The organism is Streptomyces sp. NPDC041796, from assembly GCF_055590785.1.
This window is the reverse complement of the sequence record NZ_JBVJAH010000002.1, coordinates 368,394-388,309: the sequence shown is the minus strand read 5'-3', so window position 1 is coordinate 388,309 and position 19,916 is coordinate 368,394. Positions and strand designations below refer to the sequence as shown.

Genomic DNA, 19,916 nt, shown 5'->3' with positions numbered 1-19,916 from the left:
TTTCCTCCCGGCCCCGGAGTGCCGGAGGACCCGAGGGGTCCCGGAACGCGACTCGACCTGCGCCCGGCGGCTCGGCGGGGCACGCTTGAAGCGTGAATGACCCCGAGGAGACGGGCTCGGGCCTGCGATCGCTGAGCGCCGCGCTCTCCGACGTCCTGCGGCGGACGGGCGCCTCCATCGGCATGGTGTACCTGCGGCCGCCGGGGGACCGCGCGCTGCGGCTGGCGGTCCTCGGCGGCGTCTCCCTGGAGTTCGTCGCGCCCTGGCTGCGGGTCGGGCCGGGCGACCCCGTACCGGTGGCCGACGCCGTGGCCGAGCGGCGCCTGGTGTGGATCGGGGACCGGGAGGAGATGGCCCGCCGCTACCCCCGGCCCGGTCTGGTCCTGCCGTACCCGTTCTCGCTCGCCGCCGCCCCGATCCTCAATGACGGCACGACCTGGGGCGGCCTGGTCCTGCTGTGGCCCGGAGGCCACTCACCGCGGCTCGCCGCGGCCGAGGAGGACGCCCTCCTGGGCGGCTGCGACCGCATGGCCGAAACCCTCGCCCGGGCGGCCGGCCGCGGCACACCCGTACTGCCCGGACCGCAGCCGCGGATCGTCAGGCCCACCCGGCGCACCCCGGGGCCCGTCGAGGCCACGGCGGCGGTCGAGTTCATCCACCGCCTGCCCGGCGGAAGCTGCGGGCTCGACCTCAACGGCCGTATCACCTTCCTGACCGAGGGCGCCGCCGACCTCCTGGGGGCCGACGCCGGCGACCTCACCGGAGCCCTGCCGTGGGAGGCCCTGCCCTGGATGGACAACCCCGCCGTCGAGGACCGCTACCGGGCCGCGGTCATCAGCCGCCGGACCACGTCGTTCACCGTCCTGCGCCCACCCGACCACTGGCTCCGCTTCGAACTGCACCCCGACGCCTACGGCATCAGCGTCCGCATCACCCCCGCCCCCGCGCCACAGGACCGGACCGGTGCCACCACCGACCCCGAGCACACCGCTCGGTCCGCCCTGCCCAGCCGGGCGACCGCCCTCTACCACCTGATGCACCTGGCCGCCACGCTCACCGAGGCCGCCGGCGTACAGGACGTGGTGGACCAGGCCGCCGACCAGATCACGCCCGCCCTCGGCGCCCGCACCCTCGCGCTGCTCACCTCGGAGGACGGCCGGCTGCGGGTCGTCGGCCACCGGGGCTTCACCGCCGACACCATGGCCCGCTTCGACTCCGCGCCCCTGTCCTCCAACACCCCCGCCGCCCACGTCCTGACCAGTGGCACCCCGCTCTTCTTCGGCAGCCGCGCGGAACTGGAAGGGGCCTACCCCGCCGCGTTCGCCCTGCACGGCGACGGCGCCGCCTGGGCCTTCCTGCCGCTGATCGCCTCCGGCCGCCCGGTCGGCTCGCTGATCATCGCCTACGACCGGCCGAGGCCTTTCCACCCGGGAGAGCGCGCCATCCTCACGTCGCTGGCCGGGTTGATCGCCCAGGCGCTGGACCGTGCCCGGCTCTACGACAGCAAGCACGAGCTGGCCCGCCGCCTCCAGGCCGGTCTCCTCCCGCACACCCTGCCCCACGTCCCCGGCCTGGAGGTCGCCGCCCGCTACCTCGCCGCGGGGCGCGACAAGGGCATCGGCGGCGACTTCTACGACCTGATCAGGCTCAGCGGCACGACCGCCGCCGCGGCCATCGGAGACGTCCAGGGACACAACGTCGAAGCGGCCGCCCTCATGGGCCAGGTACGGGCCGCCGTCCACGCCAGCGCCGGCGCGCCGCCCGGCGAGGTCCTCGCCCGCACCAACCGCCTGCTCACCGACCTCGACCCGGGCCTGTTCACCAGCTGCCTGTACGCCCACATCGACCTCAGGCACCACCGGGCCCTGCTCGCCACCGCGGGGCATCCGCCTCCCCTTGTGCGTCACCCGGACGGGCACACCGAAACGCTCGACATGCCCCCCGGCCTCCTCCTCGGGATCGACCCGGACGCCGACTACCCCACCGCCGGGCTCTCCCTGCCCATCGGTACCGTGCTGGCCCTCTACACCGACGGTCTCGTCGAGGCACCCGGTGTCGACATCGACGACGCGACGGCCGAACTGGCCCGGCAGCTCGCCGCGAGCGGGGCGTCGAGCCTGGACGACCTCGCCGACGAGCTCATCGGCCACGCCCACGACACGGCACCCCGCAACGACGACATCGCCCTCCTCCTGCTCCGTACGGCCGCGCCGTCGTGAGCCCCGCCCGTCAGTGCGCCGAGAAGGTGTGCACCGTCGCCGAGCGGTAGGTCTCGCCCGGCCGCAGCACCGTCGACGGGAACGCGGGCCGGTTCGGCGAGTCGGGGAAGGCCTGCGTCTCCAGGCACAGTCCGTCGCCCTGCCGGTAGGTGCGTCCCGACGGCCCGGTCAGCGTGCCGTCGAGGAAGTTGCCCGAGTAGAACTGCACCCCCGGTTCCGTGGTCGCGATCGTCATCGTGCGCCCCGAGCCGGGGTCGCGCAGTGTCGCGACGGGCTGCGGACGGTCCGTGGTGCCCTTGTCCAGCACCCAGTTGTGGTCGTACCCCTTGGCGAGCACCACCTGCGGGTGGGCGGTGCGGATGCCGTCCCCGATCGTCCTGGCCCGCCGGAAGTCGAACGGTGTGCCCGCCACCCGCGCCGGCGCGCCGGTCGGGATCAGCGTCGCGTCGGTCGGCGTGTACCAGGAGGCGGCGAGCCGCAGCTCATGACCGAGGACGTCGCCGGCGCCCTCGCCCGCGAGGTTGTAGTACGTGTGGTTCGTCAGGTTCACCACCGTGGCCCGGTCGGTGGTCGCCAGGTAGTCGATCCGCCAGTCGCCCCGAGGGGTGAGGGTGTACGTCACCGTCACCTCCAGCCTGCCCGGGTAGCCCATCTCACCGTCCGCGCTCACGTACCGCAGCACCAGCCCGACGCCCGTGCGGTCGGTGAACGGCTCCACGTCCCACACCCGCTTGTCGAACCCCTGGGTGCCGCCGTGCAGGCTGTTCGGCCCGTCGTTGACGGACAGCCGGTACTCCGTGCCGTCCAGGGTGAAGCGGCCGCCCGCGATCCGGTTGCCGTACCGGCCGATCAGGGCACCGAAGTACGGCGACGACGAGACGTACGCGTCGAGGTCGTCGAAGCCCAGCGACACATTGGCGTAGCGGCCGTGCCGGTCCGGTATCTCCAGGGACTGGACGACGCCGCCGTACGACAGCACCTTCATCCGGGTGCCGCCGTTCCGGAGCGTCCAGCGGTGCACCTTCGTGCCGTCGGTGAGCGTCCCGAAGAGCTCCCTCACCGGTTTCCGTCCTTGTGACGCGTACGCCGTGCTCGTGCCCGTGGCCGCCGCCATGAGCCCCGTCGCTGCCGCCGCCGCGAGCACCGTCCGTCTGCTGGTGTCCATCCGAACTCCCTTGAGGTGAGGTCTACTTACCGGCCCTGCGCTTGTTCCAGACGTCGAACCCGACCGCCGCCAGCAGCACCAGGCCCTTGATGACCTGCTGGTAGTCGGTGCCGATGCCGACCAGGGACATGCCGTTGTTGAGCACGCCCAGCACCAGGCCACCGATCACGGCACCCATCACGGTGCCGACGCCGCCGCTCATCGAGGCGCCGCCGATGAACGACGCCGCGATCGCCTCCAGTTCGAAGTTCAGGCCCGCCTGCGGGGTGCCCGCGTTCAGCCGTGCCGCGTACACACAGCCCGCGAGGGCCGCCAGCACGCCCATGTTGACGAAGACGAGGAAGGTGACCCACTTGTCCTTGACGCCCGACAGCTTCGCCGCCGCCTTGTTGCCGCCCAGCGCGTACACATGGCGTCCGATCACCGCGTTGCGCATCACGTAGCCGAGCCCGATCAGCAGCGCGCACATGATGAGCATGACCACCGGCACGCCGTGGAAGCTGGCCAGTGTGAGGGTGAACGCGACCACCGCGGCCGTGATGGCGGTGCACTTCAGCGCCCACAGGCCGAAGGGCGGCACGTCCAGCTCATGGGCGAGCTGCCGCCGCCGGTCGCGCCACTCGCGCAGCAGCAGGAAGACCACCGCGACCAGGCCGAGGAGCAGGGTGGGGTTGTGGTACTGCGTGTAGGGGCCCATCTCGGGGATGAAGCCTTTGGCGATGTTCTGGAAGCCGTCGGGGAACGGGGCGATCGACTGCCCCTCCAGCACGATCTGCGTGAGCCCGCGGAAGAGCAGCATGCCGGCCAGCGTCACGATGAACGACGGGATGCCGACGTACGCGATGAAGAACCCCTGCCAGGCGCCCGCGACCGCGCCGATCAGCAAGGACAGCACCAGGGCCAGGACCCACGGCATGTCGTGCTTGACCATCATCACCGCCGACACGGCGCCGACGAACGCGACGACCGAACCGACGGACAGGTCGATGTGGCCGGCGATGATGACGATCATCATGCCCATGGCAAGGATGAGGATGTAGCCGTTCTGCTGGATCAGGTTGGAGACGTTGTTCGGCAGCAGCAGGGTGCCGTCGGTCCAGATCTGGAACAGCACGACGATGAACGCGAGGGCGATCAGCATGCCGTACTGGCGCATGTTGCCGCGGACACCGTTCACCAGCAGGGAGACGGCCGACGGGCGCGCCGGGGTGTCCTGTGGCCGGCGCCGCGGGGGAGTGGTCGTGGTGGTCATGGCGGGGCCTCAGCTTCTGTCCATGGTCATCTGGCGCATCAGGACTTCCTGGGTGGCGTCGGCGCGGGCGACCTCACCGGTCAGCCGGCCCGACGCCATCGTGTAGATCCGGTCGCACATCCCGAGCAGCTCCGGCAGTTCGGAGGAGATGAACAGCACGGCCTTGCCCTGCGCCGCGAGCCGGTCGATGACGGTGTAGATCTCGTACTTGGCGCCCACGTCGATCCCGCGCGTCGGCTCGTCGAGGATCAGCACCTCGGGGTCGGTGTGGATCCACTTGCTGAGGACGACCTTCTGCTGGTTGCCGCCCGACAGCCGCCCCACCTGCTCGAAGACGGTCGGCGCCTTGATGTTCATGGTGGTGCGGTAGCGCTCGGCGACACGGCGTTCGTGATGCTCGTCGACGACACCTCGGCGCCGCATCCCGGGCAGCGACGCCAGGGAGATGTTGCGGTTGATGTTGTCGATGAGGTTGAGGCCGTAGCTCTTGCGGTCCTCGGTGACGTACGCGAGGCCCGCCTCGATCGCCGCCGGCACGGTCTTCGTGACCACCTCGCGCCCGCCCACCTCGACGGTGCCGGCCACGTACACGCCGTACGACCGCCCGAAGACCGACATGGCGAGCTCCGTGCGGCCCGCGCCCATGAGCCCCGCGATGCCCACGATCTCCCCGCGCCGCACGGTCAGCGACACGTCGTCGACGACCGTGCGCCGGTGGTCGGCCGGGTGCCGGACCGTCCAGCCGCGTACCGCGAGCGCGACCCGGCCCGCGTCCTCGCCTTCGTAGGGCGTGCGGTCGGGGAAGCGCTGGTCGAGGTCGCGGCCGACCATGCCACGGATGATCCGGTCCTCCGACAGCCGTGGCTCGTCGGACGGTGTCTCACGGACGGTCAGGGTCTCGATGGTCCGCCCGTCACGGAGGATCGTCACCGCGTCGGTGATCCGCCGGATCTCGTTGAGCTTGTGCGAGATGATGACGCAGGCGATGCCCTGGTCACGCAGCTCCAGGATCAGATCGAGGAGCCCCGCGCTGTCCTCGTCGTTGAGCGCGGCCGTTGGCTCGTCGAGGATCAGCAGCTTCACCTCCTTGGCCAGCGCCTTGGCGATCTCCACCAGTTGCTGTTTGCCCACCCCGAGGCCCGCGACCGGCGTCTGCGGTTTCTCCCGCAGTCCCACGCGCTTCAGCAGGGCGCCCGCCCGGTGGAGCGTCTCGTTCCAGTCGATCAGGCCGCGCGTGGACCGCTCATTGCCGAGGAAGATGTTCTCGGCGATCGACAGGTGGGGGACCAGCGCCAGTTCCTGGTGGATGATCACGATGCCGTGCCGCTCGCCGGCCCGGATGTCCTTGAAGGCCACCGGCTCGCCCTCGAAGTGGATCTCGCCCTCGTACGACCCGTGGGGATGGACTCCGCTGAGCACCTTCATCAGGGTCGACTTGCCCGCGCCGTTCTCGCCGCAGATCGCGTGGACCTGCCCGGGCCGCACCGTCAGGTTCACCTCGGAGAGCGCCGTGACGCCGGGGAAGGTCTTGGTGATCCCGCGCATCTCCAGTACGGGCGTGCCCGTCCCGGGCCGCGTCACTTGAGCTGCCCGGCGGTGAAGTAGCCCTCGTCGACCAGGAGCCGGGTGTTCGACTTGTCGATGCTGACCGGGTCCAGCAGGAACGACGGCACGGTCTTCTCGCCGTTGTCGTAGTCGGTGGTGTTGTTGACCTCGGGCTTCTTCCCGTTGAGTACGGCGTCGCCCATCCGCACCGCCTGCGCGGCCAGTTTGCGTGTGTCCTTGAAGACGGTCTGCGTCTGCTCGCCCCGGATGATCGACTTCACGGACGCCAGCTCCGCGTCCTGCCCGGTCACCACCGGCAGCGGCCGGCTCCTCGTGCCGTAACCGGCGCTCTTGAGGGCCGAGATGATGCCGATGGAGATGCCGTCGTAGGGGGAGAGGACCGCGTCGACGCGCTCCTCGCCGTAGTTCTTGCTGATCAGGTCGTCCATCCGCTTCTGCGCGGTGCCGCCGTCCCAGCGCAGCGTGGTCGCCTGGCTCATCCGGGGCTGCTTGCTGCGTACGACGAGTCTGCCGCTCGCCACGTACGGCTGGAGCACCTTCATGGCCCCGTTCCAGAAGTACGTGGTGTTGTTGTCGTCCGGTGAGCCGGCGAACAGCTCGATGTTGTAGGCCTTGCCCTCGGCGGCAGCCGGCCCGAGCTTCAGCGCGTCGACGATGTACCGCGCCTGCAGCTCGCCGACCCGCTCGTTGTCGAACGACGCGTAGTAGTCGACGTGTTCGGTTCCCATGATGAGGCGGTCGTACGAGATCACCGGGATACCCGCGTCCTCGGCCCGCTGGAGGACCTCGGTGAGCGCGGAGCCGTCGATCGCGGCGACGACCAGCAGCTTTCGCCCCTTGGTGATCATGTTCTCGATCTGGGCGATCTGGTTCTCGACCTTGTCGTCGCCGTACTGGAGGTCGGTCTCGTACCCGGCCTTCCTGAACTGCTTCGCCATGTTCTCGCCGTCGGCTATCCAGCGTTCGGAGGCCTTGGTGGGCATGGCGAGACCGATGGTGCCGCCCTTGCCGCCCGCGGGCTTGTACCGGCTGCCGCCCCTGGCCTCCTGGCCGCAGGCGGTGAGCGCGAGGGTGAGCAGCGCGGCGAGTGAGGCCGCCCCTGCGGTTCTGCGGGAGATGCGCATGGATCAGTCGCCTTCCGGAGCGGTGACCGGGACGGGGAAACGCGGGAGCTCACCCGGCATTCGGGAACCGAGCGGGGACATCCCGCCGCCCGCGCCGTGCCGGGCCAGGAGGTCGAGGACGAGCCGTCCCCGGCGCACCCGCTCCCGGGCCGCGGCGAGCGCCGTGTCGCGCAGGTGCGCGCCGTACGGGTAGATGCCGGGGGAGCGGCTCAGGCCGAACTTCAGGTAGAGCGGGGCGCCGCGCCGGATCAGCTCGGCCGCCTCGTACATCCGGATGTAGCCGCCGAGGTCGTCGGGCGCCTCGACGTACATGTCCATCGGCGCGCGGGCGGCCAGCCGGATCTCGGTGAGGTGGTCGAGCGTCAGGTCGGAGGGCACGTTGATGGAGTCCGCGCCGAGCCGTTCGTACACGGCGTACGAGGCCGGGTTGACGGGTCCGGTGAGCGCGGAGAGCTTGAACGTGGTGTCGGCGGGCAGGTGCCCGGCCGCGCGCAGCCGGTGCAGCGTCCACAGCACGCCCTCGTCGGCGACGAGCAGGCAGCGCACGCCGAGGGCGGTGGCACGGCAGGCGTCCTCCACGCAGCCGGCGAGCGCGTCATGCCCGCGGGCGCGCAGTCCGGCCCCGCCGGAGTCGGTGCGGGTGCCCGCGCCGATGTCCCAGGTGCCGCGCGGGCCGGTGAACAGGCACAGCTCGATGCCGCGTTCGGCGCTCGACTCCACCATCTCGGTGATCTCGGTGTCGGTGAGCATCCACACGCCGCTGCCCTGGCTGATCCGGTGGACGGGTACGCCGAGCCGTGAGCTCTCCTCGAGGACGACGGCCAGGGCCTCCGGCCCCTCCACGGAGGGGATCTCGGTACGCCAGGTGCCGCCGTCGGGGAACGTGTGCGGGGAGGTGTCGGCCGGATCCGCGGCGGGTGCCGGGTGGCCGATGGCGGCCAGGGCCGCGGCGCCGGGACGGCGAGGCGTCGGCGCCGGTGCCCTGGGTGGGGCGGGTGCTGCCGGTGGTGCGGGCGGGGCGGTCACAGGGCTCCTCGGTTGTTCGGTATGTCGGACGTGGTTCGTGTCGTTGGGTGTACGGCGGTACGGGGTGCGAGCAGGGCACCCCGTACCGCCGTACGGCATGGGGCCGGCCTACGGCCGCAGCAGCACCTTGCCGGTCTTCGGATCGCCGCCGCCCACCAGCGCGACGGCGTCCGCGAACCGCTCCAGCGGGAACTCGTGCGTGATCAGCGGCCCCGGATCCAGCAGCCCGAGCCCGAAGGCCCGCACCGCGTCGCACCAGGCCGCGGACGGGGCACCGAAGACACTGCGGATCTCCAACTGGCTCACCGACAGGTGCACGGGGTCGATCCCGACCGCCCCGGGCGTGAACATCCCTGTCAGCACCACCCGGCCGCCCCGGCGCGCCAGCAGGCACGACGAGGCCGCCGTGGTCGGTGCCCCCGCCGTCTCGACCACCAGGTCGAACCGGCCGTCGAGCCCCGCCGCCCCGGCCGGGTCCAGCGCCTCTCCGGCCCCGAACCGCAGCGCCATCTCGCCCCGCGCCGCCCGCGGGTCGATCACCGTCAGCCGGGCGGGGGACGAGGCGCGCAGCAACTGCACGGCCAGCAGCCCCAGCGTCCCCGCGCCCACCACCGCGACCCGCTCACCGGGGCGGGGCCGCCCGGCCCGTACCGCCGCGGCGATCACCGCGGCGGGCTCCAGCAAGGCAGCGGCCCGCAGGTCCGCGTCGTCGGGCAGGGGGTGCAACAGGCGCGCGGGCACGGTGACGTGGTCGGCGAAGGCGCCCGGCTCGGTGAACCCCGTCTCCGCGTACCCGCCCTCGCACAGGCTGCTCTCGCCGCACCGGCACCGCTCGCACGCCCCGCACGCCCGGAAGCCCTCCGCGACGGTCTTCCGCCCGACGAGCGCCGGATCGACGCCCGCGCCCACCGCCTCGACCGTCCCGGCCCACTCGTGGCCGGGAATCAGCGGGTACCGGACGTACGCCGGGTCGCGGTGACCGTCGTACACCTCGCGGTCGCTCATACAGATCCCGGCCGCGGCGACCCTCACCAGGACCTCACCGGGCCCCGGGCCTGACACGTCCCGCTCGACGAGCCGGTGCACGCCGGGGCGCTCCACGAGCAGCGCACGGCTCACTTGGGGGCCCTCTTCTCCCAGCCCTCGGCCCACAGGTCGAACCGGGCCCTCTGCTGCGGGAATTCCGCCGCCGCGTCCACGTCCAGCTCGACGCCCAGTCCGGGGGCGTGTGACACCTCGAAGCAGCCGGTGGTCGGGTCGACCTGGGGAGCGCCCTTGACGACCTTCTTGATCTCCGCGTCCGCGAAGTCGTTGAAGTGCTCGAGAATTTTGAAGTTCGGGGTGCAGGCGGCCAGTTGGAGGGACGCCGCGGTGAGCACGGACCCGCCCACATTGTGCGGGGCGACCAGCATGTAGTGCGTCTCGGCGGTCGCCGCCAGCTTGCGGGCCTCCAGGATGCCGCCGATGTGCCCCAGGTCCGGCTGGATGATGTCGGCCGCCTGTGACTCGAACAGCTCGCGGAACTCGATGCGGTCGTGGATGCGTTCGCCGGTCGCCACGGGCAGGTCCACCTTCTCGGCGACCTTCGCCAGCGCCTTGAGGTTCTCCGGCGGCACCGGCTCCTCCAGCCACGCCGGCGCGAAGGGTGCCAGCTCCTTCGCCAGCCGTACCGCCGTCGCCGGGCTGAACCGCCCGTGCATCTCCAGCATCAGCTCCGCGTCCGGCCCGATCGCGTCCCGCACCGCCTCGATCAGCGACACCGCGTACCGCGTCCGCTCCGCGTCCAGCTCCAGGTGGCCGGTGCCGAACGGATCGATCTTCAGCGCCCGGTAGCCGCGCGCCACGACCTCCTTGGCCGCCCGGTGGTAGGACTCGGGAGTCCGCTCGGTGGTGTACCAGCCGTTCGCGTACGCCTTGACCCTGTCCGTCACCTTGCCGCCGAGCAACTGCCAGACCGGCACCCCGAGGGCCTTGCCCTTGATGTCCCAGCAGGCCATCTCGACGACCGCGATGCCCGACATGACGATCTCGCCCGCCCGGCCGTAGTCGCCGTACTTCATCCGGCGCACGAGGTCCTCCACCGCGAACGGGTCGGAACCGGCGATGTGGTTGGCCTCGGCCTCCTTGAGGTAACCGACCAGCGCGTCCGTATGCCCCAGCATCCGGGTCTCGCCGACACCCGTGAGTCCTTCGTCGGTGTGGACGAGCACATAGGTCAGGTTGCGCCAGGGGGTCCCGACGACATGAGTGCTGATTCCCGTGATGCGCACGGCAGTTGCCCTCTCGAGCTCGTTCGATATTTCGTCACACGTTCGAAATCTTGGCGTGACCGTAATCAGCCCCTCGGGAGGTGTCAATGGTTCGCGCGTTCCCGCGTGTTCGCCCAGGAGGGTCTTCCCGCGCCGCTCCCGCCTGGGGCCGTCGCCGGGTCATCGGCGGGGCATTGCCCGGTGAAGTGGCCTGCGGCTAGCCTGTGTTCGTCATACCGGTCAATGACCGGAGTTTCGAACGATGGGGTGGGTGGACGGTATGGGACGGCTCGTTCCCGCTGTGACCAGGGCGCTCGACATCCTGGAACTGTTTCTGGAGGGCGACGGCACCCTCTCGGCACCGGAGGTCACCCGCAAGCTCCAACTGCCCCGCACCACCGTGCACGAGCTGCTCACCACCCTGGCCGCCCGCTCGTACCTGGTGCCCGTCCTCGAGCAGCCCGGCCGCTACCGCCTGGGTGTACGCACCTACCAGCTCGGCAGCCGGTACGCCGAACAGCTCGACCTGGCCGCCGAGGGGCAGCGAGTCGCCCGGGAGGTCGCCGAGACCTGCGACGAGACCGTCCATGTCGCCATCCTGGAGGACACCGACGTCATCTACATCGCCAAGGTCGACTCCACCCACGCGGTCCGCATGGTCTCGGCGGCCGGCCGCCGGCTCCCCGCGCACTGCACCTCCGTCGGCAAGATGCTCCTCGCCTCCCTGCCGCAGCACGAGCTGGACGCCCGGATCGAGGGGCGCGACTTGGCCGCGATGACCCCGAACAGTGTGACCGACCCCGACGCGCTGCGGGCCGAACTCACCGCCATCCGCGAGCGGGGCATCGCCACCGAGCACCGCGAGTCCAACCCGGACGTCAGCTGTGTCGCGGCCCCCGTGCGTGACGGCGCCGGCCGCGTCGTCGCCGCCCTGTCCATCTCCGTCCCCATGATCCGCTGGACCGAGGAGCGCGAGGCCGACCTCGCCGACCTCGCCGCCAAGGGTGCCGACGACCTCTCCGTGAGCCTCGGCCACCGCGGAGCGGCGCGATGACGGCACGTCACGCCCTCCGTGTCGCCGTGAGGGAGCACGCCGAGCTGGGCGAGGGGCCGACCTGGGACCCGGCGGCCCGGCGCCTCATCTGGGTCGACATCCTGGGCTGCCGCGTCCACACCTACGACCCGGCGAGCGGCCGCCGTACCGTCATGGCCACCGAGCAGCACGTCGGGGCGGCCGAGCCGCGGGCCGGCGGGGGACTGGTGGTCAACCTGCGGGACGGTATCGGGCTGTACGACGAGGGCGGCGCGGCCTTCCGGTGGCTGGTCCACGGCCGCGCCCCCGGACGGCGCGGCAACGACGCGGCGGTCGCCCCGGACGGAGCCCTGTGGGCGGGCACGATGTGCTACGACGAGGTGGCCGGTGGCGGCACCCTCGCCCGTATCGCCCCCGACGGAACCGCCACCACCGTGCTCCCGGGCGTCACAGTCAGCAACGGCATCGGCTGGAGCCCGGACGGCACCCTGATGTACTACGTCGACAGCCCCACGCGGCGCGTCGACGTCTGCCGGGTCTCCGACGGTGGCGGAGGCATTGTCGACCGCCACCCGTTGGTGACGATCGAACCCGGCGCCGGATTCCCCGACGGACTCACCGTCGACGCCGACGGCTGTGTCTGGGTGGCCCTCTGGGACGGGGCCGCGATCCGCCGCTACACCCCGGGCGGCACCCTGGACAAGGTCGTCGAACTGCCCGTGCGCCGCCCCACCGCCTGCGCCTTCGGAGGCCCCGGACTGCGGGACCTCTACATCACCACCGCCCGCACCGGTCTCATCCGCCCCCACCCGCTCTCCGGCTCGCTGCTGGTCCTGCCGAACGCGGGACAGGGGCTGGCGGGCATCCCCTTCGGAGGCTGACACCCCCCCGGCACACGCTTGCCATGACCGTGCCCTCGCATCGGCGGCGGGGGCCGTGCGAGCCATCACCATCACCTACGCAGTGCGCGGCGACGCGCGGGAGAGGCCGCCGGTGACCCCCCTGACCCCCCATCCCCGACGAGCACCAGAACCCCTGCCGCCTCCCACCGCCCCGGAACGGCGCACGACATCCACATCCACCGACGACGACGCCGCCACGGAGTTCCACGACTTCTTCGAACGTTACTACGCCGAACTGGCCCGCCTCGCCCACCTGCTGACCGGCGAGGCCGACGACGCCGACGACCTCGCCGCCGACGCCCTGCTCGCCCTCTGGCACCGCTGGGACCGCGTGCGCGGCGCCGAACACCCCGCCGCCTACGCCCGCGGCGTCGTGGCCAACCTCGCGCGCAGCCGTATGCGCAGCGCCGTACGCGAACGCCGCCGCATCGCCCTGTTCTGGTCGCAGTACTCGGGGCACACCGACGCCCCGGACATCCCGTCCGTCGTCGACGTCCAAGGCGCGCTGCGCGCCCTGCCGTTCCGCAAACGCGCCTGCGTCGTCCTGCGCCACGCCTTCGACCTCTCCGAACGGGAGACCGCCCTCACCCTGGGAATATCGGTCGGTACGGTGAAGAGCCAGACGTCCAAGGCCATGGCCCAGCTCGAACGCGCGCTCGGCAACCGGGCGGCGACGCACCTCGTGGGGGAGACATGGACGAGCTGAAGCAGCGGCTGCGGGAGGCCGCCGAGGCCCACCGGCCCGACCGCGCCCGCATCCTCGCCCGCGTCGAGCGCGGCATGGCGTCCCCCGCACAGGACCGCCGCCCGCACCGCCCGGCGCCACGCACCTCCTGGCTCCGGGTCGCGAGCGCCACCGCCGCCGTCGCCGCGGTGATCGCGGCCGGGGCATACACGGTTGCCGCCGTGACCAGTACCGGCGGACCGGACCGGAACGTCGCCGCCCCGCCCGCCGCCGCCCTCCGCGCGGACGGTGCCGTGGACCCGCACAGCAACCGCTTCTGGGCCCAGAACAACATCACCGTCACGGCACCCCGGCCCCTCGCCGCCCTCACCGTCGACCTGCGCGTCGCGCCCACCGGCGGCATCGCGAACACCGGCCACTGGCGCACGCTGCCCGCCGAGGACTTCACCGCCTCCGTACGCAAGGACGAGAACGGGGCCCTCCACTACACCTGGACCCTCAAGCCCGGCCGCACCGCCCCGGCCGGCCGGCACGTTTTCGCGGGCCAGTACGACCACGCGGAGGGCGGTCGCGACGCCTCCGGCGACCACTACACCGTCACCGCCACCGAAGCCCATGGCGAACCGGCGTCCCTCAGCGGCGACTTCGTCCCGTAGAGACCGCCGAGAAGTCCCGCGCGTGCGGCGGCCCTTCCGGCGATGGCGACGACCAGCACGCGGGAACGTCTCACCCCCCACAGCCGCTGCACGGCGTCGGACATCACCCACCAGTGATGCCGTGCCGTCTGAGGCCACAGGCCCCTGCCGGCCGGCGCCGCCCCGTGTCGGCAGGGACTTTCGGCGGTAATGTCCGTTCCATGACGGACGTGGACGTGCGACAGCCCGCCATCATCGAGGCGCCGTCCGTGCTGGGCCTGCGCCCCACCGGCGTCCAGGACCTGCCGGCCGCCCTCCTCGGCGCCGGGCTCGCCGACCGTCTCCGGGCCGTACGGGCGGGCCGCGTCGACCCGCCCCCTTACGACCCGCGGCGCGACGACGACACCGGGATCCTCAACCCGGACGGCATCGCGCGGTACTCCGCCGACCTGGCCGACGCGGTGGGCGACGTCCTCGACTCCGGCCGCTTCCCCGTCGTCCTCGGCGGCGACTGCAGCATCCTGCTCGGCAACCTCCTCGCCCTGCGCCGCCGTGGCCGCCCCGGGCTGCTGTTCCTGGACGGCCACACCGACTTCTACCAGCCGTCGGCCGAACCGGCGGGCGAGGCCGCCTCGATGGAACTGGCCCTGGCCACAGGCCGGGGGCCACGGCCGCTCACCGATCTGGAAGGCCGGGGGCCGCTGGTGCGTGACGAGGACGTCGTCGCCCTCGGCTTCCGTGACGCGGAAGAGTCGGCCGCGGCGGGGATGCAGCCCCTCCCGCCGGGGCTGTACGCCCTCGCCCTCGACGGCGTACGCGCGATGGGCGCCGCCGCCGCGGCACGCGGTGCGGTCGACCGGCTCACCAAAAGCGGCAGCGACGGCTACTGGGTCCACCTCGACGTCGACGTCCTGGACGACTCGGTCATGCCGGCCGTCGACTACCGGCTGCCGGGCGGTCTGACGTGGCGGGAACTCGAAACCGTACTCCGGACGGCGCTGGCCGACGAACGGGCCCGGGGGCTCGACGTCACGATCTTCAACCCCCGCCTCGACCCCGACGGCCGCATCGCGGCCCGCCTGACCGAGTGCCTCACCCGAGGCCTGGCGGCGCGCACCGACGGGACTGGCTGACCGCACGACGACGCGGACCCGCCCGGGAGCGTCACAATGAGCCGGTGACAGGGGGTCCGGTGACAGACGGTTCGACGGCAGAGGGTCCGGTGACGGAGGGCTCGGTGGCAGAGAGCCCGGGGACGGTGGGCTCGACAGCAGAGGGCCCGGTGACGGAGGGCTCGGTGGCAGCGGGCCGGGTGACGGTGGGCTCGACGGCGGAGGGCCCGGGGACGGAGAGCTCGGGGACGGCGGGTTCGGCGTCGCAGGGCTCGGGGACGGGAGGCCCGGGGGCGGCGGGTCCGGCGTCCGAGGGCGCGACGACGTGCGCGTACGGCGTGCTGGGCCCCACCTGGGCGCTGCGTCCCGGCGGGGCGGAGGTCCCGGTCGCCGGGACGCGGCTGCGCGCGCTGCTCACCGCGCTCGTCGCGGCCGGCGGGCGGGCCGTCCCGGCCGGGCAGTTGGCCGGCCAGGTGTGGACCGGTAACCCGCCGGCGGACGAGCCGGCCGCGTTGCAGGCCCTCGTCGGGCGGCTGCGCCGGACACTGGGCCGGGACGCCGTCGTGTCCGTACCGGGCGGGTACCGGCTGCACGCCCACCCCGAGGACATCGACCTGTTCCGGTTCGAGCGGCTCGCCGCCGACGGCACCGCCGCCCTCCACGCCGGGGACCCGGCGGCCGCCGCCCGGCTGCTCGACGACGCGCTGGGCCTGTGGCGCGGCCCCGCCCTGGCCGACCTGCCCGACCGGGACGGCGACCCCCTCGCCGTACGGGCCGAGCGGCGCCACACCGAAGCGCGCCGCGACCGGCTCGCCGCCGAGATCGCGCTCGGCCGCGCGGACGCGGCCCTGACAGGTCTCGCCGAACTGGCCGCCGAGCAACCGCTCGACGAACCGCTGGCCGCGCTGCACATCCGGGCGCTGCGGTCCGCCGGCCGCCCCGCCGAGGCGCTGGCGGCGTACGAGGCGGTCCGCAGCCGCCTGGCCACCCGGCTCGGCACGGACCCCGGCCCCCAGCTCAAGGCCCTGCACGCCGAACTGCTGGCGGCGGACACGGCGCCCACGCCCGCCCGCCCCCCGTCCGGCAACACCCGGGCACGGCTCACCACCTTCGTCGGCCGGGACGCCGAACTGGCCGGGCTCGCCGAGGAGCTGCGCCGGCGACGGCTGGTCACCCTCCTCGGGCCCGGAGGCGTCGGCAAGACCCGCCTGGCCCTGGAGGCGGCCGACGTGGTGGGGGACGCCTGGCCCGACGGCACCTGGGTCGCCGAACTCGCCCCCGTACGCGACGAGGCCGGCGTACCCGAGGCCGTCCTGAACGCCCTCGGCGCCCGCGACCCGCTGAACTGGGGCGCCGGGAACCCGCCCCTGGACCCGCTCGCCCGGCTCCTGGAGCACTGCGCCAGGCGTCGTCTCCTCATCGTCCTCGACAACTGCGAGCACCTCATCGACGCGGCGGCCGCCGTCGCCGACGCACTGCTCACCCGCTGCCCCGGCGTGACCGTTCTGGCCACCGCCCGCGAACCGCTCGGCGTCCCGGGCGAAGCCGTACGCCCCGTCGAACCACTGCCCGAGGACGAGGCCCTCCGGCTGCTCGCCGACAGGGGAGCCGCCGCCCGCCCCGGCTTCCGCACCGACGACGCCCCGGAGGCGTGCGCCGAGATCTGCGGCCGCCTCGACGGCCTGCCGCTCGCCGTCGAACTCGCCGCCGCCCGGCTGCGCGCCCTGACACCACGCCAGATCGCCGACCGGCTCGACGACCGTTTCCGACTCCTCGACCGCGGCAGCCGCACCGCCCTGCCCCGGCAGCAGACCCTCCGCGCGGTCGTCGACTGGTCCTGGGACCTGCTCGACAGCACCGAGCGGGCGGTCCTGCGGCGACTGTCGGTCTTCTCCGGGGGCTGCTCCCTCGCCCAGGCCGAGGAGGTCTGCGCCGAGCCGGACACGCTCGACCGCCTCACCTCCCTCGTCGACAAGTCCCTCGTCGTCGCCACCCCCTCGCCGGCCGGGGACGCGATGCGCTACCGGCTCCTGGAGACCGTCGCCGACTACGCCGCCGAGCGGCTCACCGAGGCGGGGGAGCGGGAGAGCACCGCACGCCGCCACCTGACCGCCGTCCGTGAACTCGTCCGCACCGCCGCCGACGAACTGCGGGGCCCGCGCCAGACCGCGTGGCTGGACACGCTCGACACCGAGCACGGCAACATCCGCACCGCCCTCGGCACCGCCGTCGAGCTGGGCGAGGAGCAGGAAGGACTGTGCCTGGCCCTGTCTCTGAGCTGGTTCTGGCAGCTCCGCGGCCACCTGGGCGACGCCCGCACCTGGTCGTCGGCCGTCGCCGCGCTGGGCCCCGACCCGTTCCTGCCGTCCACGGGAGGCGCGGTGCGGCGCGCCGTGTCCCTGCCGGGGCGGTGCACCGACACGCCACCGCCGTGGGCGGAGGAGCACCTGTGGGAGGCCCGGCGCGGGGTGCGTCTGATGGTGCTGGCCGCCGACGGCAGCCAGGGCGCCGCCACCATGGAGAAGCCCGGGAACCGTGCCTACCTGGAGGCGGTGGCCGAGGCGTACCGGCCCGGCATGCCGCAGAACAGCCGCCAGCCCGGGACGATGTGGTTCTTCGTCCGGCTGTTGCTGGGCGACTTCACCGACCTGGCCGGGGCGATGGACGCCCAGGTGGAGTGCTGCCGGGCGTACGGCGACGACTGGGAACTCGGCTTCGCGCTGCTCCTGCGCGCCAGGGTGGTACCGGGCGGTGGCGACGACGCCGACGAGGCCCTGGCCCGCTTCCGGGCGGCCGGCGACCCGTGGGGCATCGCCGAGGCGTACGGCGCCCGCGGCGAGCATCACGAACGCGAGGGCCGGTACGCCCGGGCCGCCCGGGACTTCGAGCGGGCCGCGGAGGCGGCCGAGCGGACCGGCGCGCGGGCCGGGGCGCCGGCGTTCCGTGCCAAGCTGGCCCACGTCCGGCTCCAGGACGATGCCGGACCTGAGGACCGCGAGCACGCCGAGCGGATGCTGCGGGAGGCGGCCGAGGACGCGGGGGAGCAGACGGTCGAGGCGGTCAGCACCGCCCGCCTGCTCCTCGCCCAGCACTACGGCCGAACCGGTCGCGTCGACCTCGCCCGGGAACAACTGGACACCATCCGGACCGGGTTGCCGCCCGGCACCGCGGACCTGTTCACGGGGATGCTCCTGGGCCTCCAGGGATGGCTCGACTGCCTCGACGGCGACCTCGCCCGCGCCCGGGAGCGCCTCGCGGCGGCCGTACGCCGGATGGAGACGCTGGCGTATCTGGTGGCGCCCCGCCTGATCATCGGCCAGTTCCCGACGGCCGCCTGGGCCATGGCCGGACAGGGCGACCCGTGGGACGGCGCACGGCTCCTCTGCGTACGACCGGCACCTCGACGGCCCCGGCGTCACCGGCTTCCGCCAGTTCTCCGCCGACGCTGCCCAGGAGATCCGGCGGCGCGCCGAGGCGGAACTGCGTGTGGTCCTGGACGCCGAGGCGTACGCCCGGGCCCACTCCGAGGGCGGCCGCCTCACGATGAGGGACGCCGCCGCCCTCGTACGCTGACGGCCGACGCCAGAGCCCCGCCGGCCGTTTCCGCGCCTCGCCGGGGTCGGCCCGCCGTCAGAGCCCGCCCAGCCGTTTCCGCGCCTCGTACGTCGACGGCCGACCTCAGAGCCCCGTCGGCCGTTCCCGCGTCTCGTACGCCGACGGCCGCCGTCAGAGCCCCGTCGGCCGTTCCCGCGCCTCGGCGAGGTCGGCGTCCGTCGGCGCGTCGTCCTGGCTCAGGCGGCGGCGCCAGTACCCGGCGAAGTCGACCGACCGCCTGTCCAGGCCCCGCTCGTCGACCAGGTGCCTGCGCAAGGCACGCACCGCGTCCGCCTCACCGGCCAGCCACGCGTACCCCGTGCCGGACGGCAGGCGGGCCGCCCGCACCGCGTCGAGGAGCAGCCCCTCACCGTGGAGCCAGTGCACCGTCAGGTCCCCGGCCCCGGTCAGCGGCTGCTCCTCCGCCGCGTGCGGCACCTGGACGTAGGCCACCGCGTGGTGGCCGGCCGGCAGCGCTTCGACCAGAGTGGCGAGCGCGGGCAGCGCCGAATGGTCCCCGGCCAGCAGGGTCCAGTCGGCCCGGCCGAGCACGACCGGCCGGGCGAACGCGGCCGACGGCCCGAACATGCCCAGCCTGGTCCCCGGCCGTGCGGCGCGCGCCCACCGCGTGGCGGGGCCCTCGCCACCGCCCCGCCCGTCGTGCAGGACGAAGTCGATGTCGATCGTCCCCCGGTGCGGGTCGTGCGACCGGATCGTGTAGCTGCGCATCCACGGCCGTACGTCCTCCGGGAGGGCCCCGTACGCCGCGTACCAGCGCATCACGTCCTCACCGTCCGGCTCGGGCAGCACCGGCTCGACCCGGCCGGGTTTCGGGAAGAACAGCTTGACCTGCTGATCGGGACCGGCAAGGGCGAACCCGTCGAGGGCCTCCCCACCGAATGTGACCCGCACCATACGGGGCGTGACCTGCCGGACGGCGGTGACGTGGACGTGGCGGACCGGAAGCGTCATGCGGTTCTCCCTCATACGAAAGGTTCACCGCCCACGGTCGCGGCCGCCGCCGACATCCCACCGACACCGCACCTGCACCGCGGCCCCACTCGATTGGTGTAGGGGATGCGATCCGGGTACCCGGCGACGACAATGACTGCAGGACGAGCAAGGAGGCGGCATGAACGCTGAGCCCGATTCGACCTCCCAGCGAGAGGGCGTCACGCCCGACAGGCTTCTGCACAGCGGCGCCGAAGGCGAATTCAACGCGGAAGACCTGGTCCTCGCTTCAGGACGTGACGTCAACCCCAAGAATCTGGCCTGGGCGGAGCGCCGGATGGCGGAGAAGGGCAAGGCCGCCCTCGACGAACTTCTCCCCTGACCCGGCTACCTCACGGGCCAC

15 protein-coding genes and 1 pseudogene are annotated in these 19,916 nt (G+C 73.1%); 8 read left to right on the top strand and 8 right to left on the bottom strand.

Going from position 1 to position 19,916, the window contains the following annotated elements; genetic code table 11:
- Window positions 1–92: 92 nt before the first annotated feature.
- Window positions 93–2,219: a SpoIIE family protein phosphatase gene (locus tag ACZ6C1_RS05140; protein WP_469237799.1), complete on the top strand. Its 2,127-nt coding sequence runs from the start codon at window positions 93–95 to the stop codon at window positions 2,217–2,219.
- A gap of 10 nt (window positions 2,220–2,229) precedes the next feature.
- On the opposite strand, the gene ACZ6C1_RS05135 is transcribed toward ACZ6C1_RS05140, so the two are convergent.
- The 7 genes from ACZ6C1_RS05135 to ACZ6C1_RS05105 all read right to left on the bottom strand — a co-directional run bounded on the left by ACZ6C1_RS05135 (window position 2,230) and on the right by ACZ6C1_RS05105 (window position 10,622).
- Entirely contained in the window at window positions 2,230–3,384 is a 1,155-nt protein-coding gene (locus ACZ6C1_RS05135) for an aldose epimerase family protein (protein ID WP_469237797.1), read from the bottom strand.
- Between the two features lie 22 nt (window positions 3,385–3,406).
- Complete coding sequence (gene mmsB / locus ACZ6C1_RS05130) at window positions 3,407–4,636, bottom strand: multiple monosaccharide ABC transporter permease (RefSeq protein WP_469237796.1); 1,230 nt, start codon at window positions 4,634–4,636, stop codon at window positions 3,407–3,409.
- A gap of 9 nt (window positions 4,637–4,645) precedes the next feature.
- Window positions 4,646–6,181, bottom strand: coding sequence for a multiple monosaccharide ABC transporter ATP-binding protein (gene mmsA / locus ACZ6C1_RS05125; protein ID WP_469238178.1), 1,536 nt, complete (start codon window positions 6,179–6,181; stop codon window positions 4,646–4,648).
- A gap of 32 nt (window positions 6,182–6,213) precedes the next feature.
- Window positions 6,214–7,326, bottom strand: coding sequence for a multiple monosaccharide ABC transporter substrate-binding protein (chvE, locus tag ACZ6C1_RS05120; protein WP_469237794.1), 1,113 nt, complete (start codon window positions 7,324–7,326; stop codon window positions 6,214–6,216).
- Between the two features lie 3 nt (window positions 7,327–7,329).
- Entirely contained in the window at window positions 7,330–8,352 is a 1,023-nt protein-coding gene (locus ACZ6C1_RS05115) for a hypothetical protein (protein ID WP_469237793.1), read from the bottom strand.
- 108 nt (window positions 8,353–8,460) lie between these two features.
- Window positions 8,461–9,471 carry a zinc-dependent alcohol dehydrogenase gene (locus ACZ6C1_RS05110; RefSeq protein WP_469237791.1) on the bottom strand — a complete coding sequence of 337 codons (1,011 nt, stop codon included), beginning with the start codon at window positions 9,469–9,471 and terminating at the stop codon, window positions 8,461–8,463.
- Complete coding sequence (locus ACZ6C1_RS05105) at window positions 9,468–10,622, bottom strand: mandelate racemase/muconate lactonizing enzyme family protein (protein WP_469237788.1); 1,155 nt, start codon at window positions 10,620–10,622, stop codon at window positions 9,468–9,470. Before ACZ6C1_RS05105 ends, ACZ6C1_RS05110 begins: the two co-directional genes overlap by 4 nt.
- A gap of 259 nt (window positions 10,623–10,881) precedes the next feature.
- On the opposite strand from ACZ6C1_RS05105, the gene ACZ6C1_RS05100 reads away from it, so the two are divergent.
- The 6 genes and pseudogenes from ACZ6C1_RS05100 to ACZ6C1_RS05075 all read left to right on the top strand — a co-directional run.
- Window positions 10,882–11,655 carry an IclR family transcriptional regulator gene (locus ACZ6C1_RS05100; protein ID WP_469238176.1) on the top strand — a complete coding sequence of 258 codons (774 nt, stop codon included), beginning with the start codon at window positions 10,882–10,884 and terminating at the stop codon, window positions 11,653–11,655.
- Window positions 11,652–12,515: an SMP-30/gluconolactonase/LRE family protein gene (locus ACZ6C1_RS05095; RefSeq protein WP_469237786.1), complete on the top strand. Its 864-nt coding sequence runs from the start codon at window positions 11,652–11,654 to the stop codon at window positions 12,513–12,515. The genes ACZ6C1_RS05100 and ACZ6C1_RS05095 overlap by 4 nt, the downstream gene beginning before the upstream one ends.
- Before the next feature lie 154 nt (window positions 12,516–12,669).
- On the top strand, window positions 12,670–13,242 hold the full coding sequence (locus ACZ6C1_RS05090) for a SigE family RNA polymerase sigma factor (RefSeq protein WP_469238174.1): 573 nt from the start codon (window positions 12,670–12,672) through the stop codon (window positions 13,240–13,242).
- The gene (locus tag ACZ6C1_RS05085) at window positions 13,230–13,877 is read left to right on the top strand and encodes a hypothetical protein (protein WP_469237784.1); all 648 of its coding nucleotides are present in this window, start codon (window positions 13,230–13,232) and stop codon (window positions 13,875–13,877) included. Before ACZ6C1_RS05090 ends, ACZ6C1_RS05085 begins: the two co-directional genes overlap by 13 nt.
- 200 nt (window positions 13,878–14,077) lie before the next feature.
- Window positions 14,078–14,989: an arginase family protein gene (locus ACZ6C1_RS05080; protein ID WP_469237782.1), complete on the top strand. Its 912-nt coding sequence runs from the start codon at window positions 14,078–14,080 to the stop codon at window positions 14,987–14,989.
- A pseudogene (locus ACZ6C1_RS05075) lies at window positions 14,944–16,974 on the top strand (BTAD domain-containing putative transcriptional regulator); the annotation flags it as partial. The gene ACZ6C1_RS05080 and the pseudogene ACZ6C1_RS05075, both read left to right, overlap by 46 nt.
- A 1,720-nt stretch (window positions 16,975–18,694) precedes the next feature.
- Here ACZ6C1_RS05075 and ACZ6C1_RS05070 read toward each other — a convergent pair.
- Entirely contained in the window at window positions 18,695–19,549 is an 855-nt protein-coding gene (locus ACZ6C1_RS05070) for a siderophore-interacting protein (protein ID WP_469238172.1), read from the bottom strand.
- A 145-nt stretch (window positions 19,550–19,694) separates the two neighbouring features.
- Between ACZ6C1_RS05070 and ACZ6C1_RS05065 the strand changes: the two genes are divergently transcribed.
- On the top strand, window positions 19,695–19,895 hold the full coding sequence (locus ACZ6C1_RS05065) for a hypothetical protein (RefSeq protein WP_469237780.1): 201 nt from the start codon (window positions 19,695–19,697) through the stop codon (window positions 19,893–19,895).
- Window positions 19,896–19,916 lie beyond the last annotated feature (21 nt).